This window comes from Methylobacterium sp. WL8 (assembly GCF_008040045.1).
In the GTDB taxonomy this organism is placed as follows: domain Bacteria; phylum Pseudomonadota; class Alphaproteobacteria; order Rhizobiales; family Beijerinckiaceae; genus Methylobacterium; species Methylobacterium cerastii.
This window is the reverse complement of record NZ_VRVF01000017.1, coordinates 17,126-31,981: the sequence shown is the minus strand read 5'-3', so window position 1 is coordinate 31,981 and position 14,856 is coordinate 17,126. Positions and strand designations below refer to the sequence as shown.

Below are 14,856 nucleotides of genomic sequence, written 5' to 3'. Positions count from 1 at the left end.
AAGCGGGAGGGCGGCGGGGCGAGCGGATCCGCCGCTGCCGCCCGCGGCGGCTCACTCTCGCGTCATCGCGCGGGTTGCGGGACCGGCAGCACCGCCATCAGGCCGCCCTCGTCGACGAGGGCGGCGACGATCGTCTCCGGGCCGCAGGCCTTGGCGGGAATGCGGGTGCGGAACCCGATGCGCCGCGTGCCCATCCCCTCGAAGCCCGGCTGCGCGGCAAGGTCCCGGCGGAGGCGCCGCGGCTTGTCCAGGGCGACGAGGCGTCCTCCGCAGAACAGGGCCAGTTGCAGGCCGCGGCTCGGGCGGCCCGGATCGAAGGCGTAAGCCGTGATCAGGAACTCCGTCTGCGACAGGCGCTCGACCGACTCGACGGCCCCGCGCAGGGCGGAGGGTAAGGCGAGACCGCGCTCGGTGATCGCCAGCTCGGCCTGCCTCGGCGCGGTCCAGGCGCCGGCGGGTAGAACGCCGATCGCGGTGCGCGCGCGGCTCTCGGCGAGGGCGTCGCGCGCCGTCTCCACGCTGCCCCAGAGGGCGCAGCCGAGGAAGACGACGAGGAAGGTGGCCACCGCCCGCTTCAGCGCGGCCGGCGTCAGGGCATCGATCCGCCGGCGGAGGCGCCGGTAGACCGCGACGTCGAGGGGGCCGAGTAGGGCGGCGACCAGCAGGGCGCCCGCGACGGCGATGCCGGCGTAAGCCGCGCCCGGCCAGTCCGTTGGGCAGGCCCAGCTCGCCAGCATCAGCACCGGCGGATGCGCGAGGTAAAGCACGTAGCTCCAATCCCCCAGCGCGATCACCGCCCGCGCCGCCGGGCGATCCCGGGGGAGGGCGGGCGCGGTGACGGCGGCGCCCACGATCAGGATTGCGGCGACGCCGCCGATCCAGCGCGCGGCGGCGGTGTCGACGAAGGCGCAAAGCACCACCAAGGGCAGGGCCAGCAGCGCGGTCGCCGGACGCACCCACCCCGCCGCGATCAGGCGCGGCAGCAGCAGGCCCCCCGCGAAGGGCGCGCAGGCCGCCGTGACCGGCACGAGGTAGAGCGGCGGCGGCATCAGGCTGCGGCTGTCGGGGGGCAGCAGCGGGAAGGCGACGGCCAGAAGGACCAGCCAGCAGGCGGCGACGGGAACGAGGCGGCGCGCCCACCCCGCCGCGGCGAGCAGGAACAATCCGACGTAGAAGGACAGTTCCAGGGCGAGCGTCCACTCCACGTTGAGCGGCGAGCCGCGCACGCCGCCCGGCGCAAGCGACAGGGCCAGCACCGACACGCCGCCGAAGGGTAGGCCAAAAGCCGCGAAGACGCCGGCGAACAGGGACACGACCGCGAGATAGGTCGGGAAGATGCGCCCGACCCGATGCGCCAGGAACACGAGCGGCGCGTCGCGGGTGACGAGCCGGGCCATCAGGAACCCGGACAGGGCGAAGAAGATCGCCACGCCCCAGACGCCCATCAGGTGGTCCAGGGCCGCGAACGGCCGCCCGGCCCTGCGCAGGGCCTGCCCGTACACCGCGACGTGGTGCACGAGGACGAGGCAAGCCGCGAACGCCCGCAAAATTTGCAGGTTCGCGATCTCCCCACCCGGACGCGCGATCCCGGTGACCGCGGGCCCCGCCTGCATCGGCACGGCGGGCGGTGCCGGCGCGATGGCGGCGGCAAAATCTCGGCGGGGGCGGTCAAGCATCGCTGCGGCTTCGAACGGTGTGCTGAGCCCAGCACATATCAACGCCGATCTCCTTGGAAACAACAAGAAACATGGCCGACCGGCCGGCGAGGTCCACGGTATCGGCCAGGCGTCGCTCGCCAAGTTCGAGCCATGGGTGTCGAAAGCATGGCAGGTTTCGCCGACCTCGACCCGCGTCCAGTGCGCGAGGCGCTGACGGTGGTGGGCGAGCCCAACATCCACGAGCTGCGTGGCCTGTCCTGCCTGCCGCTCGGCGCGCTCCCGGCCCAGCGTAAGGGCTGCGCGGTGACCCGCTCGTTCTCGATTCCGATCGAGGATCGCGCCAGGCGGGAGTCCGGCGCCCGACCGTGGCGGCTCGGCAAGCCCGGGATCGTCACCACCGACCTGATGCTGCTCGACGCCAGCCCGCGCGCTCTGATCGGCCAGCTCGACCGCGAGCGCTCCGGCCTGCTGATGGCAGCGGTCGACGCCTGCAACGCCCGCTTCGGCCGCTTCGGCCGCTTCGGCCGCGGCAGCGTCATTCCAGCCCGCGCCGGCCTCGTGGAGAAGCGGACGTGGAGCACGAAGTTCGAGATGCGGACGCCGCGCTGCACGACGCAGGTCAGCGAGCTGCCGATCGCGGTGGCGGTCTGATGGAGCGCCTGTGCGACTTGCGCGGGCGCCGCCTCGTCGTAGAGTGCCCGCCGTGCAAGCGGCGCGGAACCTACAACCTAGCGCGGTCCCGACAGCGGTTCGGCGATCATGCCGGCCTTTCCGACGTGTACCCGCGGCTGACGCAGGCGTACCGCTACCAGAAGCCAGTCGGATCGCGCGAGCCCAACCAGTTCGGTCAGACTTGCCGCGCCGCGATCGGCGTCGAGGGTGGCGACGGGCGCAGGAGCTTGCCCTCGCGGACCTAACTGGTACGCAAGGGCTGCTGCTGGATCAAAAACGACCTGCGCGATACGATCGAGGGAATCAGAAGTTCTTCTTCCACCCACGGGCGGAGGGATTGCCGCGGCGCATGTGCTTCATACGGTGCATACGGTGATGCATGCGGACAGCTTCAACGTTTGAAGCGGCAGATCCTCCCACAGTAAGCGCTGACGTCAGACGCACGGCAGACGCGGTTCCGGCTAGACCGAGAGCTGACCCGACGACGAAGATCGAAGCAAGGCCGATGGTCTTGAGCATGGTGGTCTCTTGATCGTGCGGCACCGCATCATACCCGCGATCGTCAGACCTTTGATTGAGGTCTGCCGTTCCCCCCGGCTCAGTCGTGGACTAAGAGACTTGTCGGCAGTCATCTGATCAGGTCAACGTGCCACGATTTGCAATAACACCACCTGCATCGTTTGCAGTTCGGCGGTGATGTTGTCCAAGGTTGGCTACTGCGTGAGGGACTTGCCCCTCCCGTCGCGCCAGGCGCCGACTTCGGCGTGCCGCCTTCGCACGTCACCGATGTAGTGGCACCTGTCAATGCGCGCGGGCCGCGGGTCGAGGTCTTCGATCCTCGCGATGGTACTGTGATAATGCGGTTCCAGTAGGGACCGCGCCTTCAAGCTCCGTCCCGCTTCGCGCCTCGCGCAACGACCTTGAGAGCGCCGTCGCGCAAAGGCCGTTGCAGTTTGGCGGCTTCCGGCCATTCCGCCGACAACCACGTCTCGTGTTCGTCGGCAGTTGTGAGGATCGCCGGCATCGCCTTCGGATGGATCTCGCCGACCTCGGCGTTCGGCTCCGTCGTCAGGAAGGCATACAGGTCGTCCACGGTTTCGCCGTCCTTGACCTTGCGGACGGATTTCCACCCGTCGAGCAGGATGCCCGCGAAACACGCCAGCGGGCGGTCTTCCCCAAGCGCGAACCAGATGTCACCGCCGGCTTTCACGTTGAACTCGCTGAAGGAGGTCAGGGGCACGAGGCAGCGATGATGAGGTTTCAACCACCGCCGCCAGTGCGGCGACCGGGTGTTGCGGACATTGGTGACGCCTGCATCGACCTTCTTGCCCTTCAGTGCGAACTCCGGCGACGGCATGCCCCAGCGCATCATCGCCAGCGTGCGTTCTCCTTCCCGCATCCGCACGACCGGTGCCATCGTGTTCGGAAAGATGCCCGGCAGCGGCGGCAGGTTGCCGGCCTCGTCGCGCTGAACGCCGAAGGCTTTCCGGATCGCGTCCTGACCTTTGTTGAGGCTGTAGAGGTTGCACATGCCTGCACCGTGCGACGGTCAGGTCCGCGAGGGCAAGCCCCTCCGTCCGCCCCCGCTACTGACACAGCACACGGCACGGATGCCGCAGCTGAGAAGCGCGGTACGTCTCACCACGCGCGCATGTCTGTCAAAGAGTCCTATCCCGCGCTCGTGAAGCGGACACTCGCGCATCGCCGGTTCACGATGCATGCCCGCTGATCTCACTCTGAATTGCCCATGCCCAGGAGGGGGTGCGAAATCCGTTCCCCGGCATCAAGATGGCATGGTTGGTGCACTGCATTCAAAACACAAGTTGCCCCCGATCTCGCGGCGGCACATCATTCGCGCCCCGGCCCCGGGCCGCCCGTGACGGAAAGTCTCGATGTTGCGTCTGTCGGCTGCCTGCCTGATCGCGGGTGTTCTCCTGTCCACGCCGCTCTCCGCCCAGACCCTGCGTTATGGCATGATGGAGGACCCGGATGCGCTCGACCCGACGCTGGCCCGCACCTTCGCCAGCCGAATGGTCTTCACCGCGCTCTGCGACAAGCTCGTCGACATCGGCACGGACCTGAAGCCGGTGCCGCAGCTCGCGACCGCGTGGGAGCTTTCGTCCGACGAGAAGACGCTCACGATGCATCTGCGGCCGGGCGTGAAATTCCACGACGGCGAGCCTTTGAATGCGGCGGCCGCCAAGTTCTCGATCGAACGCCATCTCAAGATGCCGGGCTCGCAGCGCCGCAGCGAGATCGCGCCGATCGACGCTGTCGAGGTCGTCGACGACCTGACCTTCAAGATCGTCCTCAAGGCGCCGTTCGCCCCGCTCATGGCGCAGTTCACCGACCGCGCCGGAATGATGGTCTCGCCGAAGGCCGCCGAGCGGCTCGGCGACAAGTTCTCGACCGCCCCGGTCTGCGCCGGCCCCTTCAAGTTCGTCGAGCGGGTGCCGCAGGACCGGATCGTGGTCGAGCGTTTCCCGGATTACTGGAACAAGGACCAGATCCACATCCAACGGATCGAATTCCGCCCGATCCCCGATGCCACGGTACGCCTGACGAACCTGCGCGCCGGCCAGCTCGACCTGCTGGAGCGCCTGGCGCCGACCGACGTCCCTCAGGTGACCCGCGATGCCAAGCTGAAGCTCGGCTCGGTCTACGAGCTCGGCTTCCAATCGTTGCTGCTCAACCCCGCGAAGGCCGGCTCGCCGCTCGGCGACCCGCGCGTGCGGCAGGCGCTCGAGCTGTCGATCGACCGCAACGCGCTGAACCAGGTGGTGTTCAACGGCGAGTTCCTGGCCGGCAACCAGTGGGTCTCGCCCAAGCATCCGAACTACGTCAAGGAATACCCGGTGCCGAAGCGCGACGTCGCCAAGGCGAAGGCCCTGCTCGCCGAGGCCGGCCAGCCCAAGCCGCAGATCACGCTCTCGGTCTACGCCAATAGCGAGGCGCCGCAGGTCGGGCAGGTGATCCAGGCCATGGCCAAGGAGGCCGGCTTCGACATCAAGATCCAGGCGGCCGACTTCACCACGCTGCTCGATATGGCCGACAAGGGCAACTTCGAGGCCTACCTCTATTCCTGGAGCGGCCGACCGGACCCGGACGGCAACACCTTCAGCTTCCTCGGGTGCAAGACGCCGCTGAACTACACGCGCTATTGCAACGCCGACGCCGACGCGGCGCTCCAGGCCGAGCGCGGCACCGTCGACACGGCCAAGCGTCAGGCCGCCTGGAAGAGCCTGGCCGACCGGGTCCTGACCGATCGTCCGGTCGTCTACCTGCTGCACCGAAAGCTGCTCTGGGCCTACGCGAACAAGCTCACCGGGTTCGTCGCCTACCCGGACGGGCTCGCCCGGTTCACGGGGTTGAAGCTGAACTGATGCTGCAGTTCCTCGCAAGACGCTTGGCGCTCGCGGTCCCGACTCTGATCCTGGCCTCGATGATCATCTTCGCCCTGCAGCAATTGCTGCCGGGCGACACCGCGACCGCTTTGTCCGGCGAGGAGCGCGACCCGGAGGTGATCGCGTTCATCCGCGACAAGTACCACCTCGATCGGCCGCTCCCCGTTCGCTACGGCTACTGGGCGGCGGGCGTCCTCGGCGGCGATCTCGGCGAATCGATCCGCCTGCAGAAGTCGGTCTCGGAACTCGTCGCCGAGAAGCTGCCGGTGACGCTGGAGCTCGCCTGCCTCGCCATGCTGGTGGCGCTCGCCATCGGCGTGCCGATGGGCATCCTCTCGGCGGTCCGGCGCGGCACCTGGGCCGACACGCTGGCCAACGGCGTCGCGCTCTGGGGTCTGTCGATCCCGAACTTCTGGCTCGGCATCCTGATGATCCTGCTGTTCTCGGTGCAGCTCGGCTGGCTGCCGGCCTCCGGCTACGTGCCGCCCTCCGAGAGCTTGTGGGAGAACCTCAAGGCGATGGCGATGCCGGCCTTCGTGCTCGGCAACGCGATCAGCGCGGTGATGATGCGCCACACCCGGGCGGCGATGCTCGGCGTGCTCGGCTCCGACTACGTCCGCACGGCGCGCGCCAAAGGCGTCTCGCCCCTGCGGCTCGTGCTGCGGCATGCGCTCCCCAACGCCGCGATCCCGATTATCACGCTCGGCGCCCTCGAGTTCGGGCAGCTGCTGTCCGGCGCGGTTCTGACCGAGCAGATCTTCTCGGTGCCGGGCTTCGGGAAGCTGATGGTCGACGCCGTGTTCAATCGCGACTTCGCCACCGTGCAGGGCGTCGTGATCTGCACCGCCGCCACCTATGTCGGCCTCAACCTCGCCGCGGACGTGCTGGCGGCGGCCGTCAACCCGAAGCTGAGGCGGGCATGAGCGGGATCGATCGCGACGGCGCCGCGCTCCTGCCGTCCCCCACGGTGGCGGAGGGACGACGGGTGCCTCTGCCCCGCGAGCCCGGTACGCTCCGCGCTTTCTGGCGTCGGCTGCGGGCGCGGCGGAGTGCCGTCGTCGGGTTGGTCATCGTCGTCGGGCTCGTCCTGATGGCGGTGTTCGCTGCATGGATCGCGCCCTACGACCCGACGGAGACCGATTGGGGCGCGGTGCGAGCCGCCCCGTCGCTCGCCCACCCGTTCGGCGGCGACGAGGTCGGGCGCGACGTGCTCGCGCGCATCGTCTACGGGGCGCGGGCCTCGCTCGGTGCCGGCCTCGTCTCGGTGGCGCTCGCCGTCTCGCTCGGCCTGCCGCTGGGGCTCGTCGCCGGCTATGCCGGCGGCTGGGTCGACGGGGCGATCATGCGGCTCACCGATGCGTTGCTGGCGATCCCGTTCCTGATCCTGGCGATCGCGCTCGCAGCCTTCCTCGGTCCGAGCCTGACCAACGCCATGGTGGCGATCGGCCTGTCGGCGACCTCCACCTTCGTCCGGCTCACCCGCGCGCAGGTCCAGGCGGTGGCGGCGGAGGAGTTCGTGGAGGCGGCGCGCTCGGTCGGCAACCCGCCCTGGCGGATCGCGCTGGTGCACATCCTGCCCAATATCGTGCCGGCGATCCTGGTCCAGGCGACGCTCACCATCGCGGCGGCGATCATCGCCGAGGCGAGCCTGTCGTTCCTGGGGCTCGGCCAGCAGCCGCCCGAGCCGAGCTGGGGCGCGATGCTCAACGTCGCCAAGAACTTCCTCGACCAGGCGCCGTGGATGGCGATCTGGCCCGGGCTGTCGATCTTCCTCGCCGTGCTCGGCTTCAACCTGTTCGGCGACGGGCTCCGCGACGCCCTCGATCCGAGAGGCAGGACCTGATGGCGGCGGAGATGGGCGGCGCCCCCCTCCTCGAGGTCCGCGACCTCGCGGTCGCCTTCGACACCGACGGCGGTGCCGTCCACGCCGTCAACGGCGTGTCCTACGCGCTTCGCGAGGGCGAGACGCTGGGAATCGTCGGCGAATCCGGCTCGGGCAAGAGCGTGCACGTGCTGGCGATGCTCGGGCTGATCCCGCGCCCGCCCGGCCGGATCACCGGCGGGCAGGTGCTGTTCCAGGGGCGCGACCTCCTGAGCCTTCCCGAGAAGGCCCTGCGCCGGGTGCGCGGCGGCGAGATCGGGTTCGTGTTCCAGGACCCGATGAGCTCGCTCAACCCCGGCATGACCGTGGCGGCGCAGATCATCGAGCCGCTGCGCATCCATCTCGGCCTCGACCGCCGCGCCGCCCGCGCGCGGGCACGGGAGCTCCTCGACCTCGTCCGCATCCCGAATGCGGCCGGCCGCCTCGACCAGTACCCGCACGAGTTCTCCGGCGGCCAGCGCCAGCGCGTGATGATCGCCGTCGGCATCGCATGCCGGCCGAAGATCCTCATCGCCGACGAGGCGACGACGGCCCTCGACGTGACGGTGCAGGCCGAGATCGTCGCGCTGGTCCAGGACCTGAAGCGCGAGATCGGCATGGCGATCATCTGGATCACCCACGATCTGGGCGTCGTCGCCGGCATCAGCGACACGGTGCAGGTGATGTATGCCGGGCGCATCCTCGAGCGCGGCCCGGTGGACGACATCTTCGCCGACCCGCGCAGCGCCTACACCCTCGGTCTGCTGCGCTCGCTGCCCGACCTCACACGGGGGCGGGCCGGGCGCGGGCGCCTTCGCCAGATCGAGGGCGCTCCGCCGGACATGCGCGTCCCGCCGCCCGGCGACCCGTTCGCGCCGCGCAACGCCTACGCGACCGCCCGCTGCCGCTCCGAGATGCCTCCGCTGGTCCAGGCGAAGGGCGCCGCGCCGGGTCATCTCGTGGCCGCCTGGTACGACCTTCCCGAAATCCTCTCCGACGAAGCGGAGCGTGCGCGGTGATGCGGGCTTCGGACGAACCGATCATCTCGGTGCGCAACCTGTCGAAGCACTATCCGCTGCGGTCGTGGTGGGGCGGCAAGGGGTCCGTGTTCCGGGCGGTGGAGAATGTCAGCTTCGACATCCGCCCCGGCGAGACCCTTGGGCTCGTCGGCGAATCCGGCTCGGGGAAGTCCACGATCGGTCGCGCCGTGACCATGCTGAACCCGCCGACCGAAGGCAGCGTCGCCTTCGAAGGCACGGACCTGTCCATGCTTTCGGCCAAGGCGATGCGCGCGAAACGCGCCCGGATCCAGACCGTGTTCCAGGATCCCTACGCGGCTCTGAACCCGCGGATGAGCGTCGGCGACTACGTCTCCGAGGCGTTCAAGCTGCACCGGCCCGACATGAGCCGTGCCGAGCGCCGCGAGGCGGTCGCCGGACTGTTCGAGCGGGTGGGGCTGGAACCGCGTTTCGCCGGGCGGTTCCCGCACCAGTTCTCCGGCGGCCAGCGCCAGCGCGTCTGCATCGCCCGAGCCATCGCGCTCAAACCGAGCTTCATCGTCGCCGACGAGCCGATCGCGGCGCTCGACGTCTCGATCCAGGCCCAGGTGGTCAACCTGTTGCAGGACCTGCAGGCCGAGCTCGGCCTGTCCTACCTGTTCATCTCCCACGACCTGCGCATGGTGCGCTACCTGTGCCACCGGGTCGCCGTGCTCTGGCGCGGCCGCATCGTCGAGCTGGCCGAGAGCGACGCGCTCTACGACGACCCGCGCCATCCCTACACTCGCCGCCTGCTCGGCGCCGTACCGGTGCCTGTGCCGGCGGTCGAGCGGGCGCGCCTGGCCGCCGAGAGCGCCGCACCGGCTTCCGCCATCGCCGAAGGCGGCGACCTCGTCGAGGTCGCGCCCGGCCATTGGGTCGCCACCCCACCTGAGGATCGCCCATGAGGAATTTCGAGGGACCGGGCCGCTCGCCCGTCTACGCGGCGCAGGCCGCGGTCGCGACCTCGCATCCGGCTTCGACGTTGGTGGCGATCGAGACCCTGCGCGCGGGCGGCAACGCCGTCGACGCGGCGATCGCGGCGGTGGCGGTGCAATGCGTCGTCGACCCGCTGATGACCGGCATCGGCGGCGACTGCTTCGCGCTGTATGCGCCCAAGGGCGCCTCGGTGCCGGTGGCGATCGACGGCTCCGGCCGCAGCCCGGCGGCGGCCGACGCCGCGTGGTACCGCGAACACGGCGTCGCGATCGAGCCGGATTCCCCGCACGCGGTGACCGTGCCCGGCGCGGTGGCGGCGTGGCAGAAGCTCGTCGCAGACCACGGCACCCGTTCGCTCGGCGAGCTGCTGCAGCCGGCAATCCGGCTGGCCGAGGAGGGCTTTCCCGTCCAGCCGCGGGTCGGCTGGGACTGGGCGCGCAACGTCGCCCGCGTCGCAGGCGATCCCCACGCCGCCGCCACCTACCTCGTCGACGGCCGCGCGCCCGCGATCGGCACGGTGGTGCGATTGGAAGAACTCGCCGCGACGCTCCGGCGGATCGCCCGCGAGGGCGCGCGCGGTTTCTACGAGGGGCCGGTGGCCGACGACCTCGTCGGCCGCCTGCGGCAACTCGGCGGCCTCCACACCCTGGAGGATTTCGCGCGCGCCGCACCGGACGTGGTCACCCCGATCAGCACGCGCTACCGCGGCTACGACGTCTACGAGTGCCCGCCCGCCGGCCAGGGGCTCGCGGCGCTGATGATGCTCAACGTGCTGAAGCCCTTCGACGTGGCGGGGCTCTCGGACCTCGACCGGGTCCACCTCTTCGCCGAAGCCTGCAAGCAGGGCTACCACCACCGCGACGCGCTATTCGGCGACCCGGCCCTCCAGGCGATCCCGGTGGAGCACCTGCTATCCGACGCTTGGCAGGCCGCCGCCCACGGGGCGATCGACATGGGCCGGGCGCAGGCGCCCACGCTTTATCCCGAGATCCGCGCCGAGGTCGCGGCCCGCGCGCACAAGGACACGGTCTACCTCTGCGTGGTCGACCGGGCCGGCAACGCGATCTCGCTGATCAACTCGATCTTCCAGGGCTTCGGCTCCGGCATCCTCGGGCCGTCGAGCGGCGTGCTGCTGCACAACCGCGGCCTTTCGTTCCGCACGGAAGCCGGCCACCCCAACACGATCGGCCCGTCCAAGCGCCCGATGCACACCATCATCCCCGGCATGCTGATGCGGAACGGTCGCGCGGTCGCGCCCTTCGGCGTGATGGGCGGGCACTACCAGGCGATGGGCCACGTCGAGCTGCTGACCGGGCTGATCGACCGCGGCCTGGACCCGCAAGAGGCGCTCGATGCACCACGCAGCTTCGCCTACGGCGGTACCCTGGAACTCGAAGGCGGCCTCTCCGGCCTCTCCGCCGAGCTGAAGGGCCGCGGCCACGACGCACTCCCCGCGCCCCTGCCGCTCGGCGGCGGTCAGGTGATCTGGATCGACCATGAAGCCGGCATGCTCGCGGCCGGCTCGGACCCCCGCAAGGATGGCAGCGCGCTGGGTTACTGAGGCGTTCTGCTTCACGCCCGAGCACCGGGGCATCGCGCCCCACCACTCGAGCGCACCCGTCGATTTCCGCGAATACGCCGACTTCTGCGCGGCGATGGTGCGCCGCTACGCGCCTGGAGGCGCCGGGCCGGCCTGATCCGGTGCTCGTCTACGGCGAGACCACCTGGACCGGGGACCCGCGGGCGCGGATCGCCGGGCTCGACGCCCTGCTCCGCGAAGGCGCCGACGCGGCGCCTGGGATCCTCCGCCACGGCACCCTGACAGCGGCCCTGATCGAGGCCGGCGAGTTGGCGCAGGGGATCGCCGACGCGGCGTTCGAGGGTTTCTGCGCCGATGCGCCCTCGCCGGCTACGGATGCCGCCACGGTCGTGCTGATGCGGCTCGCCCGGGCCACCTGGGCCTCGTGGCGGGGCGGCCTCGACGGCGAGATGCCTGGACCGGACATCCTGCGCGAATTCGCGGGCGTGACGCTGCCCGGCCGCATCGCCACGCGCTGGGCGGAGGGGTTCGCCCATTACGCGCTCTACCCCGAGGGCTACGCGATGGCGGCCGTCGCCTCCGGCCTGACGGCGGCGACGCGGGTCGTCGGCATCCGCAGCATCGGTACCCCGCTCGGGGCGATGGTCGCCGCCGCCCTCGACGCCGCAGACCCGGTGACGGTCCGGCCGACCGGGCACCCGTTCCGGCGGGAGCTGGCGCTCTCCGCGCCGCTGACCGCCCGCCTCCGCGCGGGCGATCCGCCGGCCTACGCCGTCGTCGACGAGGGACCCGGCCTGTCCGGAAGCTCGTTCGGTGCCGTGGTCGACACGCTCGAATCCTGGGGCGTGGCGCAGGCCCGCATCGCGCTGTTCCCGAGCCATCCCGGCGCACCGGGCGACCGGGCAAGCTCGCGCCACCGCGCGCGCTGGAACGGGCTCGCGCGTCACGTCGCACCGTCGGCCGACCACCTGATCGAGGGCGACCGGCCGACGCTCGCCGGCTGGATCGCCGACCTGACCGGCCCGCTGGTAGGGCCCCTCGACGACCTCTCGGGCGGAGCCTGGCGGCGCCGGCATTACGCGAGCGAGGCCGATTGGCCGCCGGCCAACACCGCGCAGGAGCGGCGCAAGGTCCTGGCGCGAACCCCGAGCGGGCCGTGGCTCGCCAAGTTCGCCGGGCTCGGGCCGGCGGCCCGGCGCAGGCTCGACCGCGCCCGCAGCCTGCACGCGGCCGGCTTCACGCCGGAGCCGGCCGGCTACCGCCACGGCTTCCTCGTGGAACGCTGGATGGCGGAGGCGCGGCCCCTCGACCGCTGGACGCGCGACGTAGGCGCCCCGGCCCCGCACCTCGCCTTACCGGACCTTGGAGAACGGGCCGGAGATTATCTCGGGTTCCGAGCGCGGGCCTTCGCTCGCGAGGCCGGACGGGGCGCGTCGCTCGCCGACCTGGTCGCGATGGCGCGCCACAACACGGCGGAGGCGCTCGGCCCCGACATCGCTCGCGCCCTCGACGCCTGGACGCCTGCGCAGATCGAATCCCTCGCCCGGCGGGTCCGCCCGGTCGAGGTCGACGGGCGCCTGCACGCCTGGGAGTGGCTGGTACTCCCGGACGGGCGGCTCCTGAAGGCCGACGCCCTCGACCACCATGCCGGCCACGACCTCGTCGGCTGCCAGGACATCGCCTGGGACGTGGCCGGCGCGGCCGTGGAGCTCGCCCTCGACCCCCACGCCCTGCTGCCGACGCTCGCCGACAGGGCGGGAACCCGCGTCGACCCCGACCTCCTGGCGCTGCTGACCCCCTGCTACCTCGCCTTCCAGCTCGGCTTCTCCAACATGGCGCAGGCCGCCACCGGAGATCCGAACGAAGCCGCACGCCACGCGCGCTCGGTGGAGCGCTACGCGACGCGTTTGCGCGCGGCGCTCGGCAACGGGCGCTCTTGAATTGAACCGCACGTTCGGATGAGGCGGCAGTTCGTTCTCAAACGGATCCCAGGCTTGCCCGAGATCCGTGCGTTTGGTGTTCAAGCCGGGCACGCTCGAAACAGAGAGGGGATCGAGACGACACGCCCCAGAAGGAGACACCGATCCCCCCTCCACCCTCGCACATGGGAAAGGACGCCTCGCCGCGCGATCCATGCACGGCACCTGCCATTGCGCGATACTTCTCATAGGGCGAGAGGTAAGCCGCATGGCTCGAAACCACACCTTATCGAGAACCACTTCTCCGAGGCCAGACCTCTGCCATGACAGACCGTGAAGGGCATCGTGCCGGCGCGTGAACGGGCGACACCCGTCAGCACGATGCTTATCATGGGAGAGGCGGCGACCGCTGTGAGGCCGACGCGGCGGGTGACGGCCGTGCGCCTGATCGTGTGGTTGGTCGCCCGAATGACACGCCGCGTCCGGCGATCATGGCAGCTGTTCGGCGATCCAGGCCTGCGCACGGTCGAGATCCTTGAACAACGGTGGGTGCGCGTCGCCCACCGGGCCGAACCCAGCCTCTAGGAACCATTTGCCCGCGTCCGTCTCGTGAAGGTCCGAGAGCTGGACCAGGATGGCGACCAGGAACCCGTCGTGGAAGACCAGCCGGCTCTCCTGATCGTTGCTGCCGGTGGCCACCTGCACCGGCTGAAGACGCAGGTTCATGCTGCAACCCTCCCGCCGAGGTGGAGGTATTCCGGCCTGAATTCGGCCAGAGCCTCCAGCCGCGCTCGATCGAGAATGCGCAGATACCCGCCGGACATCGCGATCAGCCCTTGCCGCTGCAGATCCGCGAGCGTTCGGTTCACGTGGACGGTCGTGAGGCCGGTGGTGTCGGCCAAGTCGTTTGGCGTAATCGGCAGGGGATAGCCCTCATCGGCGGCATGTCCTGCCGCGCGCAGGCGAAGCAAAAGCTCACACATCAGGTGGGCGATGCGCTCCGGGGCGGACCGCCGTCCGAGGTTGACGACCCACTCGCGCAACGTCGCCTCGTCCACGAGCGTGGCGAGCCGCAGCGCGTGAGCGATGCCGGGATGGTGCCGTAGCAATTCGAGAATGGTCGCGAGATCGATCCGCACGACCTTGCAGGTGGCCAGGGTGCCGATCGAGTGGTCCATCCGGGCAAGCAGGGCCACGTCGAGGTCGCAGTAGTCGCCCGGAATGAGGTAGGCCATGATCTGGCGGGCACCGTTGGCCCGCAGGGTGTATCGGCAGGCTATCCCGTCCATGATCAGGTAGACGCCGTCCGGCTTGTCGCCGACGCTGATCAAATCGATCCCAGGTTCGATGACCTGAGGGTTCGCGCTGATCTGCTCAAGCACCGCCCGGTCTTCGTCGGCGAGTGTGGCAAGGCTTTCCAGCTTCAAGATCAGGGGATTGGTACTTCTGCCGTCGCCGGGCGGGGCAGCCTTGTAAAGGTCGTCGCTTGCCTGTGGCATTGCCTTTCACCCAAACTTTGTCGCGAGGCTCGAAGAAGCTACAACCCTTGATGGGCCGTCGCGAACAGCCACATCGGATTTGCTATCTAGGATAGTGATCGCCGAGCGCCAACCGGACGTGCTCCATCGAAAACCGCCTGATCAGCCCCATGGCCCTCGGTTAAGGCAATCGCTCGACCCAAGACGATAAAACCCCAAACCCGCTGAGCTGACACAGGTGGCCATGGCTTATCTAGATGAACGCCTGGTCGGTCGTTGGTGTCACTCATCCGAGCCACTATCGATCCTCTCGAGGACCCGGCCGCGAGAGGTCTGGCTTGGGAACTG

At 70.0% G+C, this 14,856-nt stretch carries 13 protein-coding genes and 1 pseudogene; 9 read left to right on the top strand and 5 right to left on the bottom strand.

The window, feature by feature from the left end:
* Nucleotides 1-62: 62 nt before the first annotated feature.
* On the bottom strand, nucleotides 63-1,676 hold the full coding sequence (locus FV234_RS08790; RefSeq protein ID WP_147828769.1) for an acyltransferase: 1,614 nt from the start codon (nucleotides 1,674-1,676) through the stop codon (nucleotides 63-65).
* Between the two features lie 147 nt (nucleotides 1,677-1,823).
* Here FV234_RS08790 and FV234_RS08785 point away from each other — a divergent pair, with 147 nt between their 5' ends.
* Entirely contained in the window at nucleotides 1,824-2,309 is a 486-nt protein-coding gene (locus FV234_RS08785) for a DUF4113 domain-containing protein (RefSeq protein WP_306422433.1), read from the top strand.
* Nucleotides 2,310-2,633: 324 nt separating this feature from the next.
* Here the strand turns inward: FV234_RS08785 and FV234_RS08775 are convergent, their stop codons facing one another.
* Nucleotides 2,634-2,849 (bottom strand): hypothetical protein, encoded by a 216-nt coding sequence (locus FV234_RS08775; RefSeq protein ID WP_147828766.1) that lies wholly within the window; start codon nucleotides 2,847-2,849, stop codon nucleotides 2,634-2,636.
* A gap of 364 nt (nucleotides 2,850-3,213) precedes the next feature.
* Entirely contained in the window at nucleotides 3,214-3,861 is a 648-nt protein-coding gene (locus FV234_RS08770) for an SOS response-associated peptidase family protein (RefSeq protein WP_147828765.1), read from the bottom strand.
* 361 nt (nucleotides 3,862-4,222) lie between these two features.
* Here FV234_RS08770 and FV234_RS08765 point away from each other — a divergent pair, with 361 nt between their 5' ends.
* From FV234_RS08765 to FV234_RS08730, 8 genes and pseudogenes are all read left to right on the top strand, one after another.
* On the top strand, nucleotides 4,223-5,713 hold the full coding sequence (locus FV234_RS08765) for an ABC transporter substrate-binding protein (protein WP_147828764.1): 1,491 nt from the start codon (nucleotides 4,223-4,225) through the stop codon (nucleotides 5,711-5,713).
* Nucleotides 5,713-6,657 (top strand): ABC transporter permease, encoded by a 945-nt coding sequence (locus tag FV234_RS08760; RefSeq protein ID WP_147828763.1) that lies wholly within the window; start codon nucleotides 5,713-5,715, stop codon nucleotides 6,655-6,657. Before FV234_RS08765 ends, FV234_RS08760 begins: the two co-directional genes overlap by 1 nt.
* Nucleotides 6,654-7,577, top strand: a complete 924-nt coding sequence (locus tag FV234_RS08755; protein WP_147828762.1) for an ABC transporter permease — start codon at nucleotides 6,654-6,656, stop codon at nucleotides 7,575-7,577. The genes FV234_RS08760 and FV234_RS08755 overlap by 4 nt, the downstream gene beginning before the upstream one ends.
* Complete coding sequence (locus FV234_RS08750) at nucleotides 7,577-8,614, top strand: ABC transporter ATP-binding protein (protein ID WP_238272837.1); 1,038 nt, start codon at nucleotides 7,577-7,579, stop codon at nucleotides 8,612-8,614. The genes FV234_RS08755 and FV234_RS08750 overlap by 1 nt, the downstream gene beginning before the upstream one ends.
* The gene (locus tag FV234_RS08745; RefSeq protein ID WP_147828761.1) at nucleotides 8,614-9,540 is read left to right on the top strand and encodes an ATP-binding cassette domain-containing protein; all 927 of its coding nucleotides are present in this window, start codon (nucleotides 8,614-8,616) and stop codon (nucleotides 9,538-9,540) included. Before FV234_RS08750 ends, FV234_RS08745 begins: the two co-directional genes overlap by 1 nt.
* On the top strand, nucleotides 9,537-11,132 hold the full coding sequence (locus FV234_RS08740) for a gamma-glutamyltransferase family protein (RefSeq protein ID WP_147828760.1): 1,596 nt from the start codon (nucleotides 9,537-9,539) through the stop codon (nucleotides 11,130-11,132). Before FV234_RS08745 ends, FV234_RS08740 begins: the two co-directional genes overlap by 4 nt.
* Nucleotides 11,125-11,268, top strand: a pseudogene (locus tag FV234_RS08735) (beta-xylosidase); the annotation flags it as partial. The gene FV234_RS08740 and the pseudogene FV234_RS08735, both read left to right, overlap by 8 nt.
* 4 nt (nucleotides 11,269-11,272) lie before the next feature.
* On the top strand, nucleotides 11,273-13,051 hold the full coding sequence (locus FV234_RS08730; protein WP_147828759.1) for a hypothetical protein: 1,779 nt from the start codon (nucleotides 11,273-11,275) through the stop codon (nucleotides 13,049-13,051).
* Nucleotides 13,052-13,519: 468 nt separating this feature from the next.
* On the opposite strand, the gene FV234_RS08725 is transcribed toward FV234_RS08730, so the two are convergent.
* Together FV234_RS08725 and FV234_RS08720 are read right to left on the bottom strand one after the other, a co-directional pair.
* Nucleotides 13,520-13,756 (bottom strand): hypothetical protein, encoded by a 237-nt coding sequence (locus FV234_RS08725; RefSeq protein WP_147828758.1) that lies wholly within the window; start codon nucleotides 13,754-13,756, stop codon nucleotides 13,520-13,522.
* Nucleotides 13,753-14,457, bottom strand: a complete 705-nt coding sequence (locus FV234_RS08720; protein ID WP_246686143.1) for a Crp/Fnr family transcriptional regulator — start codon at nucleotides 14,455-14,457, stop codon at nucleotides 13,753-13,755. Before FV234_RS08720 ends, FV234_RS08725 begins: the two co-directional genes overlap by 4 nt.
* Between the last annotated feature and the right edge of the window lie 399 nt (nucleotides 14,458-14,856).

Excerpts from the sequence above, each read along its gene's own strand:
- FV234_RS08790 (WP_147828769.1), bottom strand. The coding sequence starts at position 1,676 with ATGCTTGACCGCCCCCGCCGAGATTTTGCCGCCGCCATCGCGCCGGCA.
- FV234_RS08785 (WP_306422433.1), top strand. The coding sequence starts at position 1,824 with ATGGCAGGTTTCGCCGACCTCGACCCGCGTCCAGTGCGCGAGGCGCTG.
- FV234_RS08775 (WP_147828766.1), bottom strand. The coding sequence starts at position 2,849 with ATGCTCAAGACCATCGGCCTTGCTTCGATCTTCGTCGTCGGGTCAGCT.
- FV234_RS08770 (WP_147828765.1), bottom strand. The coding sequence starts at position 3,861 with ATGTGCAACCTCTACAGCCTCAACAAAGGTCAGGACGCGATCCGGAAA.
- FV234_RS08765 (WP_147828764.1), top strand. The coding sequence starts at position 4,223 with ATGTTGCGTCTGTCGGCTGCCTGCCTGATCGCGGGTGTTCTCCTGTCC.
- FV234_RS08760 (WP_147828763.1), top strand. The coding sequence starts at position 5,713 with ATGCTGCAGTTCCTCGCAAGACGCTTGGCGCTCGCGGTCCCGACTCTG.
- FV234_RS08755 (WP_147828762.1), top strand. The coding sequence starts at position 6,654 with ATGAGCGGGATCGATCGCGACGGCGCCGCGCTCCTGCCGTCCCCCACG.
- FV234_RS08750 (WP_238272837.1), top strand. The coding sequence starts at position 7,577 with ATGGCGGCGGAGATGGGCGGCGCCCCCCTCCTCGAGGTCCGCGACCTC.
- FV234_RS08745 (WP_147828761.1), top strand. The coding sequence starts at position 8,614 with ATGCGGGCTTCGGACGAACCGATCATCTCGGTGCGCAACCTGTCGAAG.
- FV234_RS08740 (WP_147828760.1), top strand. The coding sequence starts at position 9,537 with ATGAGGAATTTCGAGGGACCGGGCCGCTCGCCCGTCTACGCGGCGCAG.
- FV234_RS08725 (WP_147828758.1), bottom strand. The coding sequence starts at position 13,756 with ATGAACCTGCGTCTTCAGCCGGTGCAGGTGGCCACCGGCAGCAACGAT.